Raw genomic sequence first — 17,171 nt, forward strand, 5'->3', positions numbered from 1 at the left:
TCCCTCAATTTTGGGAGTTGACACGTTTTTCGGCGCTTTATCGATCAGGCGATGGAGGCGAGCGCCCGCTGCGGGATATGCCGCTGGAACACGGCTTCGAGCACATCGGGGCTGATCGGCTTGAGAAGCGTGTCGTCCATACCGGCTTCCAGGCAGCGCTGGCGGTCGAGATCGAAGGCCTGGGCGAGCACGCCGACGATCGGCGTGCGGGTGCCGGTCGCGGCCTCCTGGGTGCGGATGGCGCGAGTGGCCTCGCAACCGTTCATGCCCGGCAGGGTCGTGTCCATCAGCACGATGGCGGGGCGATGCAGCGCCCAGAAATCCACCGCCTCGGCGCCGTCGGTCGCCACCACATAGCTATAGCCGAGGCTATCGAGGATCTGCGAGAAGACGATGCGGTTGATGTCGTTGTCTTCAGCAACCAACACGTCGATGCCCGAGGCCGGCGCCGCCTCGGGCGGACGATCCTGCGCGGCCGGCAGGCTCGTCAACGGTTCACGGCGGTTGAAATGGCGCAAGGCGAGATAGCCGAGCCGCTCGGCGAACTGCGTTTCCTCCAGACCGACCGCCTCATGGCCGCGCCGCCGGGCGATATCGAGGGCACGTGGCCCCAGCCGCCGGTCGATGGCGACGAGATCGACGCAGACACCAGCGGTCGCGGCGGCTTCGAGGAAGGCGGCAAGCTCGGTCTCATCGCGCACCACGCACGCATCGATGCCGAGCCGCTTCAAGGCCGGCAGGGCGGTAGCCGCCAGCGCCGCATCGGCGCTGGCCACCAGTACCCGCCCGCCGAGCAGGCGATCCGGGAACCAGGTTTCGGTCGCCGTTTCCGGTATCGCTTCAGTCACGGCGAGCGCGGTATCGGGCACGATGACGGCATCGCCATGGGTGTCGAAATCCGAGGGGTCGGCGACCGTGCTGACCAGGAAGTAATGCCCCGGCCGGCCGAGCCGCCACTTGCGGGTCGGCACCGTCATCTCGCGGCCGTCCGGATGGACCAGCTTTTCGCTGACGGTGGCGGCGAGGCCGGAATTCATCACCTGCCGGTCGACGGCATCGAAGCGGGCGGCGAGTGCGGCCGGCAGCGTATCGAACAGCGACTTGCCGAGCAGATCCTCCGGCGTCATGCCACGCAGCGTACAATAGGCCTTGTTGACCGCGACATAGGTGAGGCTGCGATCCTTGACGAACAGCGGATAGGGCAGCGAATCGAGGATCTCCTCGGTGAGTTGCACCCGTTCCAGGTCGTTGCGCCACTGTTCCTCGCGGCGTTTGGTCTCGCTGGGATCGGTGACCACCAGCAGGCCGGTGCCATCGGCCAGACGGCGGCGCACCAGCCGCAGCCAGCGGTCCATGCCCTGCTTTTCGGTGACGTCGCCGCGCTCGCGCCAGAACAGCGCCAGCCGGTCGGCGATCCAGTCAGCGCGCGCGCCAGCACCCCGCTGGGCCGCGCCACCGAAGATCGAGCGCAGCCCGACATCATAGGCAGCACCGAGGAAATCATGCAAGCTCGCGCCAGGCACCACGACATGCGGGCTGACCGGAAAATAAACCAGCAATTGCCGGCTGACGGCGAGGATGCGGTCATCGGCGTCAAAGAGCATGAAGGCAGCCGTCAGCGCATCGCCGGCCGCGTCCAGCCATTGCCCTTGAAGCCCCGCCTCGAATGACATTGCGTCATTCATTCCACTCTCCACGCCACTCTCCGCCGCGCCGGGACAATACGCTCCGTCTCAAGAGACGCGCAAACGCGGCGCGTCGGGCGGCGGTTGTCGATTGCGCGGGAAGCGGCCGATGGCCGCTGCCGGCGCCAGGCACGGTTCCCCGCACGATGCCTTCCCGCCTCATCGACAATTGCCATGCTTCAATTAAGGCGAGATTAAAATCACTCGGCTGCGGCGCGAAATCCTCGGCGCATCCACAACCCAGCCGCCGGCCGCATTTCCATCGACGGGGATTTGCGCTAGAAGCGCCGGCATGGCCATCAGACAGCTTTCCGAAACCGTCATCAACCAGATTGCCGCCGGCGAGGTGATCGAGCGGCCGGCCAGCGCCGCCAAGGAGCTGATCGAAAACGCCATCGACGCCGGCGCGACCCGCATCGAGATCGCCACCGCCGGCGGCGGCAAGAGCCTGCTGCGCGTTTCCGACAACGGCGCCGGCATGAGTCCCGCCGACCTCGAACTGGCGGTGAAGCGCCACTGCACCTCGAAGATCGAGGAAAGCCTCACCGATATCCGCACGCTCGGCTTTCGCGGCGAGGCGCTGCCGTCCATCGGCTCGGTGGCGCGGCTGACCATCCTCAGCCGCCGGCCCGGCGCGTCCGAAGGCGCGGAAATTTCCGTCCACGGCGGCCGGCTGACGCCGCCGCGCCCGGCCGCCGTCAATCCCGGCACCGTGGTCGAGGTGCGCGACCTGTTCTTCGCCACCCCGGCGCGGCTAAAATTTTTAAAGACCGAAAAGGCCGAGGCCGGGGCGATCACCGAGATCGTCAAGCGCATGGCCATCGCCTTCCCGAAGGTGCGTTTCGTGCTCTCCGGCGCCGACCGGACGACGCTGGAATTTCCCGCGACCGGCGACGACCATCTCGCCCGCATGGCGCAGGTGCTCGGCAAGGAATTCCGCGACAACGCCATCGAACTCGACGCGATGCGCGAGGATGTGGGCTTGACCGGCTTTGCCGGGGTGCCGACCTTCAATCGCGGCAATTCCGCCCATCAATATGCCTTCGTCAACGGACGGCCGGTGCAGGACAAGCTGATCCTCTCGGCGATCCGCGGCGCCTATGCCGAAACCATTCCGCAGGGGCGCTATCCGATTGCGGTGCTGGCGCTCTCCGTCGATCCGGCTTTGGTCGACGTCAACGTGCATCCGGCGAAATCCGATGTGCGCTTTCGCGATCCCGGGCTGGTGCGCGGCTTGATCGTCGGCGCGATCCGCGAGGCGCTGGCGCGCCATGGCGACCGGGCGGCGACCACCGGCGCCGACGGCATGATGCGCGCCTTCCGCCCCGGATTTTCCGGTTTTGCGCGGCCCGCGCCGACGCAGCCCTGGTCGGCGCAAAGCTCGCCGTCGCGCCCGCTCGACACGGGCTTTTCCGGCGGCACGATGCGCGAACCGGCACAACAGCCCTTTGCCGCCTTTTCGCAGCCTTCGGCGCGAGCGGAGGAGCCGGTTACGACCGCAGCGCCCGTTCCAGACGCCGACCATCGGCTTGGCGCGGCGCGGGCGCAGATCCATGAAAACTACATCGTCGCCCAGACCGGCGACGGGCTTGTTATCGTCGACCAGCACGCCGCGCATGAGCGGCTGGTGTTCGAAGCCTTACGCAAGGGCATGAAGGACAAGCGGCTCGCCTCGCAGGCGCTGCTGATTCCCGAGATCGTCGACCTGCCGGAAGAGGATTGCGACAGGCTGATGGTCCATGCGCAAGAATTCGACCGGCTTGGGCTGGCGATCGAACGTTTCGGCCCCGGCGCGATTGCCGTGCGCGAGACGCCGGCCATGCTCGGCGAGGTGGACGCAGCCGGCCTCATCCGCCAGCTCGCCGACGAGATCGCCGAATGGGACACGGCCTCCGGACTTGGCGCCAAGCTCGACTACGTCGCCGCCACCATGGCCTGCCACGGCTCGGTGCGCTCCGGCCGGCGTCTTCGGGTCGAGGAAATGAACGCGCTTCTGCGGCAGATGGAAGCGACGCCCGGCTCCGGCCAGTGCAATCACGGCCGGCCGACCTATATCGAACTGAAACTTTCCGATATCGAACGGCTGTTCGGGCGGAGCTGAAAAAACTGGAAATCGGGCGACGCTCGGAGTATGGCAATCCGATGATCCGCGGCAGGAGAGTGCGCATGAACCGTTTCGAAGGCTTCGGCAATACGGAAGCGAAGATCAAATATCTCGATGCCGACTTCCAGATCCTGTCGCCCGGCCACTATGTCACCTGCGCGATGACCGGCAGGCACATCCCGCTCGACGAGCTGCGCTACTGGAGTGTGGCCCGGCAGGAGCCCTATGCCGACGCATCCGCCTCGCTGGAGGCCGACAAGCGCGCCGGGGCTTTGCCGATCCAGCAGCGGAATTGATCGAACCGCGATAGCCCCTCATCCGGTTTGCCGGCCACCGTCTCCCCGTACGCGGGACTTACGGGCCAAGTCCCTTTCCGCGCGCGACAAGTCGACCGCATGGAACGAAAGCTTGCCTCAAACCCATTCTCCCTCATGAGGAGAAGGGGATATGCCGCATGGGCTTCCCAAAAACGATGACGCTGCGTGGGGCAAGTCCCTCGCCCCGCTTGTAGGGTGAGGGGTTAATCCCTCCCCCCCGCCAGCATCCGCGCCTTCGCCACTTTCGCCGCTGCATCCAGAATCTGCCCCGGCGCATGCGGATTATCGAACGTCATCTCGACGGTGACGACGCGGGAAAGGTGGGCCAGTTCCTCGGCCTTGCCGTGATGGCCGGTGAGGCGGACGAGGTCCTTGGCGGTGGTGACCAGCAGTGCGTCCTGCTTGGCGGCGTCGGCGATCAGGTCGGCGATTTCGTCGTCGGAGAGGTGATGGTGGTCGCCGAAGACGCGTTTTCCGGCGATGACGGCGCCGAGCGCCTCGACAGTGCGGAAGAATTTGTCCGGGTCGGCGATACCGGCATAGGCGAAGACCTTGCGGCCCGCGAGATCGGGCTCGGGATGGGTGGCGAGCGCGCCGATGACCACGCTTTTCCCCATGCGCGCCGCCTGGCGCACCAGCCGGTCCGCCGCCGAACCGCTGCCGACCACCATCAGCGCCGAGGCATGGCGAAACTGGGTGCGGATCGGCGCGCGCACCGGGCCGCCCGGCACGACATGGCCGTTGCCGATGCCCCGTCGGCTGTCGACCACGATCAGCGCGTAATCGACCGTCAGCCGCGCGCTCTGGAAGCCGTCATCCATGATGATGACGTCAACGCCCTCGGCGACCAGCCTTTTCGCCCCCTCGACCCGGCGGCGGCAGACGACGGTCGTCGCCTCGCGCGCCAGAAGCAGCGGCTCATCGCCGACATCGACGGCGCGGTGGCGGTCGGGATCGACCAGCGTGGTCACGTCGAGCGAGCCGCCATAGCCACGGCTCAGGAAACCGGGCTTCAGCCCCTTCTCCTTCGCCGCCTTGGCCAGCGCCATGGCCGTCGGCGTCTTGCCGGCGCCGCCGACAGTGAAATTGCCGACGCAGACCACCGGCACGGGAATGGCGGCCCGCTTGCCGTGGTTCATGCGATAGCGGGCGACGCGGCCATAGAGGAACGAGGCGGGCCAGAGCAGCCACGCCCGCAGGCCGGGTTTTGTCCACCAGAAAGGCGGCGCTTCCGAAATCATCCGGTCACGCCACTTCGAGGGCCGGGAGAACGCTTTCCAGCTCGGTGATGTCGTTGAGGCAATGGTCGCTGGCGGCGGAGAGCGAGGCGCGCGAGCCGGTGCCGGTCAGCACCGCAACCGTCATGCCGGCGCCGGCATTGCGGCCCATATGCATGTCGTGATTGTTGTCGCCGACCATCACCACCTCTTCCGGAATGACGCCGACGGCGGCGCAGAAGCCGAGCAACATGCCGGGCTCCGGCTTGACGCCGTAGCCGCTGTCATAGCCGGCGACGTAATCGAGAAAGGCGGCGAAGCCGAAGCGCTCGGCGGTGGCGCGGATCGAGCGCTCGTTGTCGCTGGAGGCGACGCCGAGATAATAACCCTTGGCCTTCAGCCCGGCGAAATAGGGGCCGAGATCGGTGACGGCCACCGCCCGGTCGGCGCCGGTGGCAAAGAGGGCGTCGAGCTCGGCGATCAGTTCGTCGGTTGCAATCGGCGAGCCGGCGGCGACCAGTCCATGGGCGATCTCGACCGTATTGCCGGCGGCCAGCAGGCTGTCGGGCACCACATGGCCGGTTTCGGGATCCATGCCGCAGCCGAGCAGCAGTTGCGCGGCCAGCGTTTCGTCGCCACGCGCGGCGAACAGGGCAAGCTCGCGATTCACCGGCAGCCAGCTCTTGGCATAGTCGAGCAGGGTTCCGTCCTTGTCGAACAGGATGGCCTTGATGCGGGGCGATGGCATGGGCGATTCCTCCTGCGGGTAATGGATGCGGCTCAGGCCGGGGCGGCGGCGCGCGGATGCAGGCGTGCCTTGACGGTGAGCGGATTGATATAGGGCTCCAGCCCCTTGACGGTGGAGATCAGCGCGCCGCGCATGTCCTGCACGGTGTCGAGCCCGGCCTTGATCATCGACTGGCGGGCGGCGTCGTTGGTCAGCAGGTAATGCACCGCCTTCACCAGCATCTCGACATCGCGCACCATGCGGGCGCTGCCATTGCGCGCCAGCCGCTGATAGGTGTCGCGGAAATTCTGCACATGGCCGCCGGAGAGCACGGCGCAGCCGAGCATGGCGGGCTCCAGCGGGTTCTGCCCGCCTTCGGCGAACATCGAGCGGCCGACGAAGGCGACTTCGGTCAGGCCGAGGTAAAGCCCCATCTCGCCGATGGTATCGCCGAGGAAGATATCGACATCGGGGGTCAGGGCATCGTTGCGGGTGCGGCGCGCCACCTTCAATCCCTTTTCGACCAGCGCCTTTTCCAGCTCGTCGCAGCGTTCGGGATGGCGCGGCACGACGATGGTCAGCAGGCCGTCGCGCTCCTTCAGCGTGCGATGCACGGTGGCGGCGGCCATTTCCTCGCCCTCGAAGGTGGAGATCGCCGCCCAGGTCTTGCGCGCGCCGATCTGGCCGCGATAACGCGCGAGATCCTCCGGGTTGTGCGGCGGCATGTCGTTGTCGACCTTGAGATTACCGGAGACCATCACCGGCAGGGCGCCGAGATCGCGGAAGCGCTCGGCATCGACATCCGACTGGGCAATCACCAGCGCCAGATGCTCGAACAGCGCCTCGGCGATCGCGGGGCGCTTGCGCCAGCGGGCGAAGGAGCGATCCGACATGCGGGCATTCACCAGCACCTGCGGAATATGACGGCGGCCCAGTTCCATGATGGTCGTCGGCCAGATCTCGGATTCGGCGATGATGGCGACATCCGGCTGCCAGTAATCGAGGAACCGCGAAACGGCGGGCTTGAGGTCGAGCGGCACGTATTGATGCATGGCATCGGCGCCCAGCCGGCTTTCGGCAACCTTGGCGGAGGTGATGGTGCCGGTGGTCAGCACGACGTTGATTTCGCGGCGGCGCATCTCGCGGATCAGCGGCACCACCGCATTGGTCTCGCCGACGCTGGCCGCATGGAACCAGATCAGCGGCCCCTGCGGGCGCGGCAGGCTGGCATGGCCGAAGCGCTCGCCGCGGCGCGCCCGGTCTTCCTTGCCCTTGGCGGCGCGCAGCGCGAGATAGGGGCCGATCAGCGGATAGGCGACCATGCCTGCCCAGCGATAGCCGGTGAGTGCCGCGCGCGCCAGACCACTGCTCATTGGCCGTCGCTCCGGCCCGCGCCCATCATCGCCTTCAAATGCCAACTCCCCAATGTCATCAGTCTTTTTCGACGTCGTAAACGGATCGGTGCCGGTGCGGCGAAACGATGTGGGGGCGCGCCTGCGCCGCAATCCAGTCGTTTCCTTGTCCGGAGGATTTCCGCCGTCCCGAGGGACGTGTGGAAATGCCCCGGCCTGTCATGTCGGGCAGAACCGCGACAGCGATCCCGCCCAGCCCGTCATGCCTCGTCCGGAGTGAGGAGCTTGTGCATGTGGACGATGAAATAGCGCATATGCGCGTTGTCGACGGTCTGCTGTGCCTTGGCCTTCCAGGCACTCAGCGCGGTCGCGTAATCAGGAAAGATCCCGACGATGTCCAGATCCTTGAGATTGCGGAACTCGACCTTGGTGAGATCGTCCAGCTCGCCGCCGAATACCAGGTGGAGGAGCTGCTTCTTGTCGTTGGTTTGCATCATTTGCCTTTTCCCGAACTTCACTCCCTCGGCAAGTCACATGCGAGATTTTTCCCGAAAGGTCAACGTTTCAGATCCGCGTCAGATTGGCCAGCAGATGCGGCAGAACCTCGGCGGAGGCTGCGCAAAGCGTATCGTGGGCGACGGTTTCCCGGTTGTAGGCGAGCGGCCTGCCCTCCAATCCCACCAGTTGCCCGCCGGCTTCGGCGAGAATGATGTCGGCGGCGGCCAGATCCCAGTCATGGGAGTTCTTCTTGACCAGCGTACCGTCGATGCGTCCGTCGGCGATCATGGCGAGCCGGTAGGCAAGCGAGGGCACATGGCGGATACGCTCGACCCCGGCGCGGAAACCGGGTTCGAAACGGGACACGATGTCTTCGGGTGCGGCAAGCTGCAGGCGGGCGCCGCGCACCGGCGCCGAAACGGAGATGGCCTTGCCGTTCTTCCAGGCGCCCGCGCCGGCCGCGGCCCAGAAATCCTCGCCGAGCGCCGGCGCGACCAGCACGCCGGCCACCGGGACGGCGCGATGCACCACCGCGACGCTGACGCACCAGGTGTCCAGCCCGGCGATGAAGGCGCGGGTGCCGTCGATGGGATCGACCACGAACAGCGTCTCGCAGCCGAGGCGGGCGGCATCATCTTCGGTTTCTTCCGACAGCCAGCCGTAATTCGGCCGGGCGGCGCGCAGAATCTGCGCCAGCTTTTCGTTTGCGGCGAAATCGGCGGCGCTGACCGGCGAACGGTTCTCGTTCTTGTACCAGACCTCCGGCGATTTGCCGAAGAAGCCCATCGCGACTTCGCCGGCGGCGCTGGCGGCGGCGCGAATGAGATCGAGATCCTCCGCCCAGGAGCCGGCCGCATCGCCCATCAAAGGCCCGCCAGCGTCATGCCCTCGATGGCGAGCGTCGGGGCCGCGATCGAGAAGCTGTAGTCGATGTCATCGGCCGGCGTGACCTTGAGGAACATGTCCTTGAGGTTCGAGGCGATGGTGACCTCGGCGACCGGAAAGGCGAGCTCGCCGTTCTCGATCCAGAAACCGGTGGCGCCGCGGCTATATTCGCCGGTGACCATGTTGACCCCCTGTCCGATCAGTTCGGTGACGTAAAGGCCGGTGCCGACCGAGGCGATCAGTTCCTGCGGCGTCCGGCTGCCCGGATCGAGCAGGAGATTGGTGGAGGCGGGATTGACGAGATTGCCGCCGCGCACACCGCGCCCGTTGGTCTTCAGGCCGAGCTGGCGGGCGGTCGAGGTCGACAGGAACCAATGCTTGAGAATGCCGTCCTCGACCATGGCGAGCCTGCGGCCGGTGACGCCCTCGCCGTCGAAGGGCCGCGAGGCGGAACCGCGACGGATCAGCGGATCGTCGGTGAGGCTGATACCCGACGCAAGGACTTGCTTACCCATCATGTCACGCAAGAAACTGGTCTTGCGAGCGACGGACGCGCCGTTGATCGCGCCGGCAAGATGGCCGACGAAACCGCGCGCCACGCGCGGATCGAAGACGACGGTGACGTTCTTCGCGGTCGCCACCTGGCGCGGGTTCAGCCGCTTGACCACCCGCTCGCCGGCGCGCCTGCCGATCTCGGGGGCGCCGTCGAGATCGGCGTAATAGAGGCGGCTGTCGAAATCGTAGTCGCGCTCCATGCCGGTGCCTTCGCCGGCGATGACGCTGACCGAACGGCCGAAACGCGAGCCGGCATAGCTGCCGGAAAAACCATGCGAGGTGACCAGCACCAGCCCGCCCATGCCGGCGGAGGCCGAAGCGCCCGCCGAATTGGAGACGCCGGAGACATCGAGGGCGGCCGCTTCGGCCGCCAGCGCCGCCTCGGTCAATTCCTCGGCCGACACCTCCGTCGGATCGAACAGGTCGAGATCGGGATAGTCGCGGGACAGATCGGCCTCGTCGGCAAGGCAGGCATAGGGGTCTTCCGGCGAGACGCGGGCCATGGCGACGGCACGCTCGGCGATCGCCCGGAGATCGGCGCCGGGCGTTGCCGAGACGCTGGCGACCTTGTCGCCGACAAAGACGCGCAACGAGAAATCGTCGCTTTCGGAGGCATCGACGCCCTCGACCTTGCCGAGACGAACGCTGACCGAGCGAGCGCGCGAGCGCACCACCACGGCATCGGCCTTGTCGGCGCCGGCGGCGCGGGCAAGCTCGATCAATTCGGCGGCACGGGACAGAAGCGGGGCAGAATCGATTTCAGAAGACATGATTTGGCCTTTCGTTCCGGTTCCATTTATTGTGCGCATCCAAAAGCATCAAGGGCAAGGCGGCCGATTCCCCCGCGCCTGCCCTTGCAGACGCCATACCAAACGAGACGAAACCCATGTCATCCGCCCATCCCGTGTTTTCCGAAGCCCTTGTCCTGCTCGGCGGCGCGGTCGTTTCCGCGCCGCTGTTCAAGAAGCTGGGGCTCGGCACCGTGCTCGGCTATCTCGCCGCCGGCGTCGTCATCGGCCCCCTCCTCGGCCTCATCCATGACGGCGAGGACATATTGAGCGTCGCCGAACTCGGCGTCGTCTTCCTGCTGTTCGTCATCGGCCTGGAACTGAAACCCTCGCGGCTCTGGCAATTGCGCCGCGATATCTTCGGGATCGGGCTGGCGCAGGTGCTGGTGAGCGGCGCGGCGCTGTTTGCGCTGGCGCTCGTCTTCGGGGTCGAATGGAAGGCGGGACTGGTCGCCGGTTTCGGCCTCGCGCTCTCCTCCACCGCCTTTTCGCTGCAGATCCTCGGCGAATCTGGCGATCTCAACACCCGCTACGGGCAATTGTCCTTCTGCATCCTGCTGTTCCAGGATCTGGCGATCGTGCCGCTTCTGGCGCTGATCACCATTCTCGACGGCGGCGTGGACAGCAGCGGCTCGCCGCTGCAAAGCTTCGCCATCGCGGTGGCGGCGGTTTCGGTGACGGTGCTGGCCGGCCGCTTCCTGCTGACGCCGCTATTCCAGGTCATCGCCCGCACCGGGGCGCGCGAGGTGATGATCGCCGCCGCCCTGCTCGTCGTCATCGGCTTTGCGACGCTGATCCAGGCGGCAGGCCTATCGATGGCCATGGGCGCCTTCCTCTCCGGGGTGATGCTGGCCGAATCCTCCTATCGTCACGAACTGGAAGCCGATATCGAGCCGTTTCGCGGCATCCTGCTCGGCCTGTTCTTCATCGGCGTCGGCCTGTCGCTCGATCTCGCCGTCATCCTGGACAAGGCGGCGACCATCCTGATCGCCGTGCCGGCGGTGATGCTGCTCAAGGGGCTGGTGATCTACGGCGTCTGCCGCGCCGGCGGCTCCAGCCATAACGATGCCGTGCGCATCGCCTTCCTGCTGCCGCAGGGCGGCGAATTCGGCTTCGTGCTGTTTACCACCGCTGCGGCGCATTCGTTGATGTCGAATGCCGACGCTTCATTGCTCGCGGCCATCGTCACGCTCTCCATGGCGCTGACGCCACTGGCGGCGCGCCTGTCGCGGCGCTTCCTCACCGGAGAAGCGCATGAGGAGATGGACGAGGATTTCGAGGGCGCCGGCTCCGATGTGCTGATGATCGGCTTCTCGCGTTTCGGCCAGATCGCCTCGCAAATTCTCCTGGCCGGCGGGCGTGACGTCACCGTCATCGATTTCTCGGCCGACCGCGTGCGCCAGGCCTCGAGCTTCGGCTTCCGCATTTATTTCGGCGACGGCACCCGCAAGGACGTGCTGCTGGCCGCCGGCATCGAGAAGGCCAAGCTGATCGCCGTCTGCACCCACAAGCCGGAAATCACCGACCGCATCGTGGCGCTGATCCGTTCGGATTTTCCGCAGGCTCAGCTTTTCGTCCGCTCCTACGACCGCGTCCACACCCTTTCGCTGCGGGCGCAAGGGGTGGATTACGAATTGCGCGAGACGCTGGAATCGGGTCTGCTGTTCGGACGGCGCACGCTGGAGGCTCTGGGGCTCGGCGAGGAACAGGCCACCGCCATCGGCGACGACATCCGCCGCCGCGACGAGGAGCGCCTGGTGCTGCAGGCGACCGACGGCCTGCAGGCCGGGCGGCACATGCTCTTTTCGCGCCCGGTCAAGCCGGAGCCGCTGCTCAAGCCGAAACGCCAGGTGGACGACTACGACGAAATGCCCGATCCGGCCGTCGAGGATGCCGCCGCATCATGAGCGGGCCCACTTTTCGAATTCGAGGTCGAGGGCGCGCTTCAGCTCGTCCTTGACGACCGCCGTTTCGGCCAGAATCTGTCGCGCCTTCATGAAATCGAGCACCCTGAAACGGTTGACCGGCGGGCGCAGAAAGATATGCGGCGGCTGCAGCCGCAGCTTCATGGAAATCGCCGCCTGCATCATCAACTGACCGGCGCCGAACAGGCTGTCGACGCGGTTCGGCACATGGGTTCCGTCCCCTTCCGGCGCGCCGACGACATCGACGCCGATGACGATATCGGCATGCGGCATCAGGTGCTCGTAGGGCACGGGATTGAAGATGCCGCCATCGATCATGATGCGACCTTCGACCGTCACCGGCATGAACAGCGCCGGAATGGCGGCGGAGGCGGCGAGCGCCGGAAACAGGTCGCCAGCCTCGAGCACGACTTCCCGCTGCCCGTAATAATCGGTGGCGGAGACGTGCAGCGGGGTGGGCAGAGCCTCGAAACTGCCTGGAACCTGCGCCGGCAGGAAGGCGCGCAGGATGCGCTCCAGATCGAACTGCCCCAAGCGGAAACCGCGCCCCATGGCCGCGCGCATCGAGGGCGGGCGCAGGCTCCACAGGCGATGGGCGACCACCGCCTTGCGGCCAAGGGTGGAAAGCGTGTGCTCGCGGATGTCTTCGCCGCGCATGCCCGCCGCCATGCCGGCCCCGACAATGGCGCCGATGGAAGCGCCGGCGACGCGCACCGGGCTGAGGCCGAGCTCATCCAGCGTCTCGACGACGTGGATATGGGCGAGACCGCGCGCGCCGCCGCCGCCGAAGGCGACGGCTACCGTTGGACAGGTCACGGCGCGTAACGATAAAAATGCATCTTCGTATCGCCGAAGGTGCGGTTTTCAAGGAAGCGGAAGGCATCACTGAGCGCCGGCACGACATCGGCGCGCTCTTCGAGGATGCAGAGCGCCTGGGGTTGCAGCCAGCCGCCGGTATGCGCCGCCTCGAAGGCCTTCTCGCCGGCGCCCTGGCCATAGGGCGGATCGGCGAACAGCAGATGAAACGGCTCGGCCGTGCCGACGCCGCCAAGCTTGGTGGCGTCGCGGCGCAGCATGCGGGCCCGGCCATGCAGGCCGAGCGCCTCGATGTTTTCCCAGAGCAGGCCCCGCCCCTCGACGCTGCTCTCGACGAACAGCGCTTGGCGGCAACCGCGCGACAGGGCCTCCAGCCCGACCGCGCCGGTGCCGGCGAACAGGTCGATCACCCGCGTGCCGTCAAGGCTTTCCGGGTAGGCGTGGGAGAGGATATTGAACAGGCTTTCGCGCGTCCGGTCCGTCGTCGGGCGAATGGCATTCGACTGCGGCGTGGCCAGAGCGCGGCCCCGAAATTCACCGCCGACGATCCGCACCGCGCGTCATGCCCTTTCCGCCGCCATTGCCTCTGCCACCGCCCGGCTTGCCGCCGAAGGGGCGATCCCCGCCCGAAGGACGGTCCGAGCGCGGCTTGCCCGCGCCGGGCTTGCCGCCAGATGACTTTCCGCCACCCGGTTTGCCGCCGAAGGATTTCCCACCGCCAGGCTTGCCGCCGAAGGGCTTGCCGGTGCCCGCGCCTTCCCGGCTCTTGAACGGCTTGTCCGAGCGGAACGGGCGCTCGCCACCCTCGGGGCGGTCGCTGCGGAACGAACGGGCGGGACGCTCGCCGTCACCGAAGGAGCGCTCGCCGCGCGGCTTGCGATCGTCGAATTCGCGCGGCTTGCGGTCACCAAAATCCCGCGGCTTGCGGTCGCCGAAGTCGCCACGCGGCGGGCGATCGCCAAAATCGCGGGGCTTGCGGTCGCCGAAATCGCGGCCACGGCGCGGGGCATCGGCCTCGTCGCGGCTGCGCGGGGCCGGCGCCTCGGCGCGGATCCAGTCGCGGTCTTCCTCGGCGCGATTGACCAGCACGCGCGGGCCGGCAGCGGCGCCACGCGTCATCGGCCTTCCGCCGCCCTTGCGGTCGGGATCGTGCTTGGTCGTGGTGCGGGTGGGCTGGCCATCCTTGGTACGGCCGAAACGCTTGGTGGCCGGCGCGCCTTCGGGGCGCGGACGCGGCGCGCGCTTCTCGGTCGCGGCCTCGCCACCCTGCTTGGCGGCCTTTTCGGCCACGGGCCGGGCGCCGGGCGCCATCCAGACATTGGAGGTGCGCGGACGCGTCAGGGGGGCGCTGCGCTTTTCGCGGTCGCCGCCGAATTTCTGGTCGCGATCACCGCCGAAACGTTTTTCGCCGCGCTCCTCTCGGCGGGTGTCTAGGCGTCCAAGCGCCTTTTCGCGGCGGTCACCGGGCTTTTCGCGATAGGGTTTTTCGCCGCGCGGCCCCTCGTCGCGGGATTTGTCGCCACGCGGCCTATCGGCGCGTTCGGCCTTCCAGCCGGCCGGGGCCCGTTCTTCCTCTTCCGCCTTCTCCGCTTCGTAGATCGGCGCTTCGAAATTGGCGTTGGAATCGGCAATCAGGCGGGGGCCGAGCTGGTCGCGCAGCGTCTTGCCGCGCACTTCCAGCGCCTGCGCCTCCGGTAGGTCGGCGAGCTGGAACGGGCCATAGGAAATGCGGATCAGGCGGTTGACCTCGAGGCCGATGGCGCCGAGCACGTTCTTGATCTCACGGTTCTTGCCTTCGCGCAGGCCCATGGTGATCCAGACATTGTGTCCTTGCGTGCGGTCGAGGGTCGCCTCGATGCCGCCATAGAGCACGCCGTCGACGGCGATGCCGTCCTTGAGCCTGTCGAGCGCCGCCTGGTCGATGGCGCCATGGGCGCGCACGCGGTAGCGGCGCAGCCAGCCGGTCGCCGGCAGTTCGAGCACGCGGGCGAGACCGCCGTCATTGGTGAGCAGCAGCAGCCCTTCGGTGTTGATGTCGAGGCGGCCGACGGACATGACGCGCGGCAGGCCTTCCGGCAGGTTGTCGAAGACGGTCGGGCGTCCTTCGGGATCGGCATTGGTGGTCACCAGGCCGGCCGGCTTGTGATAGAGCCAGAGACGGGTGCGCTCGATGCCGCGGATCGGCATGTCGTCGACCTCGATGCGGTCGGCGAGCGTCGCATTGACGACCGGCGTGTCCAGCACCTTGCCGTTCAGCTTCACCCGGCCTTCCATGATCATCCGCTCGACATCGCGGCGCGAGGCGACGCCGGCGCGCGCGATCAGCTTGGAAATACGCTCCGCCTTGTCGGATGCGGGGGCGGCATCCTCCGCCTTCGGCTTGGCCGAAAAACTCTTAGCCGGACGCTCCGCGCCCTTTGCGGCGGATTTGAAGCTCCGCTCGCCGTGTTTCTTGTCGCTGCCGGGACGCTTCGCCCCGCCCCGCTGGGGCTTGTCTTTGAAAGTCATTTGCTGTTTGCCTTGGTTTTGGCTGTCGTATCAGGTCGCGCGGCTTCGGTTAAGAGGGAAATAGAGGCATGCCGCCGACAAATCAATTCATGCGGATGGCGCTGGAGGAGGCCAAAGCCGCCGGCGAACGCGGCGAAATCCCCGTCGGCGCCGTGCTGGTGCTCGATGGCCGGCCGCTGGCGCGCGCCGGAAACCGCACCCGCGAGTTGAACGACATCACCGCGCATGCCGAGATCCTCGTGCTGCGCGAGGCGGCGCGGCTGCTCGGCAACGAGCGGCTCAACGGCGCCGACCTGCATGTCACCCTCGAACCCTGCACGATGTGCGCCGCCGCCATTTCCTTTGCCCGCATTCGCCGCCTCTATTACGGGGCGGAGGACGCCAAGGGCGGCGCGGTCGACAATGGCGTGCGCTTCTACACCCGTCCGACCTGTCATCATGCTCCGGACGTCTATTCCGGTTTTCGCGCCGAGGAAGCCTCGGCGCTGCTGAAAAACTTCTTCGCGGGACGGCGGCCGGAGGAATAAACTCACTCGGCGGCGAAGGCCTTCAGCGCCTCGCCGGCCATGCGGTAGCGCAGCCATTCCGCCTGCGGCTCGGCGCCGATGGCGTCGTAGACGCGGATGGCCGGCTCGTTCCAGTCAAGCACGCTCCATTCGAAACGGCCGCAGCCGTTTTCGACGGCGATGCGGGCGAGCCGCTTCATCAGCGCTTTGCCCGCGCCCGAACCACGCGCATCCGGCGTCACATAGAGGTCTTCGAGATAGAGGCCGTTCTTCGCGAGCCATGTGGAATAGCTGAAGAACCAGACGGCGAAACCGATCGCCACACCGTCGCGCTCGCAGATCAGCGCCCGCGTCACCGAGGCCGGGCCGAACAGCGATTCGGCCACCGTTTCCTCGGTCGCCGCCACCTCGTGTTCGGCCTTCTCGTAGATCGCCAGCTCGCGAACGAAGCGCAGGATCGTGGCCGCATCCGCCCGCTCCGCCTCGCGGATCAGCAGCCCGCCGCCTGCCTTCTCGTCTACACGCGCATCCATGTCGTCACCCCGTCTTTTTGTCTTCGTGCATTTCATGGAAATGCCCCAACGAAAAGCGGCGCCGAAGCGCCGCAGAACTTGCCAATGAATTTCAAATCCTTACTGGAAGGGAACCCACCAGCTCGAATCCTGCTTGTCGGAAACGGCGGCCTTCTTGCGGCGCTTTTCCTTGGCCTTTTCCGGCTCGCCGAGATCGGTCAGGGCTGCCGGATCGGCAGCGCGATACTTGCTCGGCGGATCGGAGAGGAAACGGCGCTCCTCATAGGCGCCGTTCTGCTCGGCGCGCGCGGCGCGATAGGCGGCCTGCTGCTCCTTGTCAGACAGCGCCCGGCCATTGGCGCCGGTGGTGGCGAGCGGCGAGCGGTAGTGCGGCTTGTTCTTGTTCTCGTCCGCTTCGGCGACGAGGCGCGAACGGGTTTCCTCCGGCGATTCCACCCATTGCGGATTGTCCTTGCCGGCTACCGACTGCTGCGGCGCGACCAGCGCCGCCTGCTGCTTGTCCTTGGGCAGGACGAGGCCCGGGCGCGGGCTATAGGCAATGTTGTTCTTCGGCTTGGAGCTGCCGACGGTCACCGCCGAGCTGAGGTCGTCGACAAGCTGCTCGGCCGCCGTCTTGTCGGTGCCGTAGGTGGGGCTCGACATGCAGCCGGTGAGCGACAGGCAGGCGCCCATCAGCGCCGCGAAGCCGGCGGCCACTCGAAACTCATGCTTGATCTTCATGCTTACCCTTCCAGCCACGCCGGTTCGAACAGGTC

At 66.9% G+C, this 17,171-nt stretch carries 16 protein-coding genes; 4 read left to right on the plus strand and 12 right to left on the minus strand.

Features of this window, described 5'->3' with window-relative positions; translation table 11 throughout:
• Positions 1–44: 44 nt before the first annotated feature.
• Positions 45–1,685 (minus strand): response regulator, encoded by a 1,641-nt coding sequence (locus tag P7F60_RS01535; RefSeq protein WP_277915937.1) that lies wholly within the window; start codon positions 1,683–1,685, stop codon positions 45–47.
• Positions 1,686–1,977: 292 nt separating this feature from the next.
• Here P7F60_RS01535 and mutL point away from each other — a divergent pair, with 292 nt between their 5' ends.
• Positions 1,978–3,786 (plus strand): DNA mismatch repair endonuclease MutL, encoded by a 1,809-nt coding sequence (gene mutL, locus P7F60_RS01540; RefSeq protein WP_277915938.1) that lies wholly within the window; start codon positions 1,978–1,980, stop codon positions 3,784–3,786.
• Between the two features lie 65 nt (positions 3,787–3,851).
• On the plus strand, positions 3,852–4,085 hold the full coding sequence (locus P7F60_RS01545) for a DUF2093 domain-containing protein (RefSeq protein WP_277915939.1): 234 nt from the start codon (positions 3,852–3,854) through the stop codon (positions 4,083–4,085).
• Between the two features lie 224 nt (positions 4,086–4,309).
• Here P7F60_RS01545 and lpxK read toward each other — a convergent pair whose 3' ends face one another.
• The 6 genes from lpxK to P7F60_RS01575 all read right to left on the minus strand — a co-directional run bounded on the left by lpxK (position 4,310) and on the right by P7F60_RS01575 (position 10,110).
• Complete coding sequence (gene lpxK / locus P7F60_RS01550) at positions 4,310–5,347, minus strand: tetraacyldisaccharide 4'-kinase (RefSeq protein WP_277915940.1); 1,038 nt, start codon at positions 5,345–5,347, stop codon at positions 4,310–4,312.
• A 4-nt stretch (positions 5,348–5,351) separates the two neighbouring features.
• Positions 5,352–6,071, minus strand: coding sequence for an HAD family hydrolase (locus P7F60_RS01555; RefSeq protein ID WP_277915941.1), 720 nt, complete (start codon positions 6,069–6,071; stop codon positions 5,352–5,354).
• Positions 6,072–6,103: 32 nt separating this feature from the next.
• Positions 6,104–7,423, minus strand: coding sequence for a lipid IV(A) 3-deoxy-D-manno-octulosonic acid transferase (gene waaA / locus P7F60_RS01560; RefSeq protein WP_277915942.1), 1,320 nt, complete (start codon positions 7,421–7,423; stop codon positions 6,104–6,106).
• A gap of 239 nt (positions 7,424–7,662) precedes the next feature.
• Positions 7,663–7,899, minus strand: coding sequence for a DUF4170 domain-containing protein (locus tag P7F60_RS01565; protein ID WP_277915943.1), 237 nt, complete (start codon positions 7,897–7,899; stop codon positions 7,663–7,665).
• A 67-nt stretch (positions 7,900–7,966) separates the two neighbouring features.
• On the minus strand, positions 7,967–8,764 hold the full coding sequence (locus P7F60_RS01570) for a 3'(2'),5'-bisphosphate nucleotidase CysQ (protein ID WP_277915944.1): 798 nt from the start codon (positions 8,762–8,764) through the stop codon (positions 7,967–7,969).
• Positions 8,764–10,110 carry a TldD/PmbA family protein gene (locus tag P7F60_RS01575; protein ID WP_277915945.1) on the minus strand — a complete coding sequence of 449 codons (1,347 nt, stop codon included), beginning with the start codon at positions 10,108–10,110 and terminating at the stop codon, positions 8,764–8,766. Before P7F60_RS01575 ends, P7F60_RS01570 begins: the two co-directional genes overlap by 1 nt.
• A 116-nt stretch (positions 10,111–10,226) precedes the next feature.
• On the opposite strand from P7F60_RS01575, the gene P7F60_RS01580 reads away from it, so the two are divergent.
• Positions 10,227–12,035, plus strand: a complete 1,809-nt coding sequence (locus tag P7F60_RS01580; protein ID WP_277915946.1) for a monovalent cation:proton antiporter-2 (CPA2) family protein — start codon at positions 10,227–10,229, stop codon at positions 12,033–12,035.
• On the opposite strand, the gene P7F60_RS01585 is transcribed toward P7F60_RS01580, so the two are convergent.
• The 3 genes from P7F60_RS01585 to P7F60_RS01595 are packed head-to-tail and all read right to left on the minus strand — an operon-like array spanning position 12,030 to position 15,377.
• A complete protein-coding gene (locus P7F60_RS01585) occupies positions 12,030–12,869 on the minus strand; it encodes a patatin-like phospholipase family protein (RefSeq protein ID WP_277915947.1) in 840 nt (279 codons plus the stop codon). The two genes, P7F60_RS01580 and P7F60_RS01585, sit on opposite strands and share 6 nt — an antisense overlap.
• The gene (gene rsmD / locus P7F60_RS01590; protein ID WP_277915948.1) at positions 12,866–13,423 is read right to left on the minus strand and encodes a 16S rRNA (guanine(966)-N(2))-methyltransferase RsmD; all 558 of its coding nucleotides are present in this window, start codon (positions 13,421–13,423) and stop codon (positions 12,866–12,868) included. The genes P7F60_RS01585 and rsmD overlap by 4 nt, the downstream gene beginning before the upstream one ends.
• Positions 13,404–15,377: a pseudouridine synthase gene (locus P7F60_RS01595; protein ID WP_277915949.1), complete on the minus strand. Its 1,974-nt coding sequence runs from the start codon at positions 15,375–15,377 to the stop codon at positions 13,404–13,406. Before P7F60_RS01595 ends, rsmD begins: the two co-directional genes overlap by 20 nt.
• A 68-nt stretch (positions 15,378–15,445) precedes the next feature.
• Between P7F60_RS01595 and P7F60_RS01600 the strand changes: the two genes are divergently transcribed.
• Positions 15,446–15,904, plus strand: a complete 459-nt coding sequence (locus P7F60_RS01600; protein ID WP_277915950.1) for a nucleoside deaminase — start codon at positions 15,446–15,448, stop codon at positions 15,902–15,904.
• Positions 15,905–15,906: 2 nt separating this feature from the next.
• Here the strand turns inward: P7F60_RS01600 and P7F60_RS01605 are convergent, their stop codons facing one another.
• Entirely contained in the window at positions 15,907–16,416 is a 510-nt protein-coding gene (locus P7F60_RS01605; RefSeq protein WP_277915951.1) for a GNAT family N-acetyltransferase, read from the minus strand.
• A gap of 99 nt (positions 16,417–16,515) precedes the next feature.
• The gene (locus P7F60_RS01610; RefSeq protein WP_277915952.1) at positions 16,516–17,136 is read right to left on the minus strand and encodes a hypothetical protein; all 621 of its coding nucleotides are present in this window, start codon (positions 17,134–17,136) and stop codon (positions 16,516–16,518) included.
• Positions 17,137–17,171: the final 35 nt, after the last annotated feature.

The sequence above is a fragment of the Rhizobium sp. YJ-22 genome, assembly GCF_029601685.1.
Lineage (GTDB): Bacteria > Pseudomonadota > Alphaproteobacteria > Rhizobiales > Rhizobiaceae > Metarhizobium.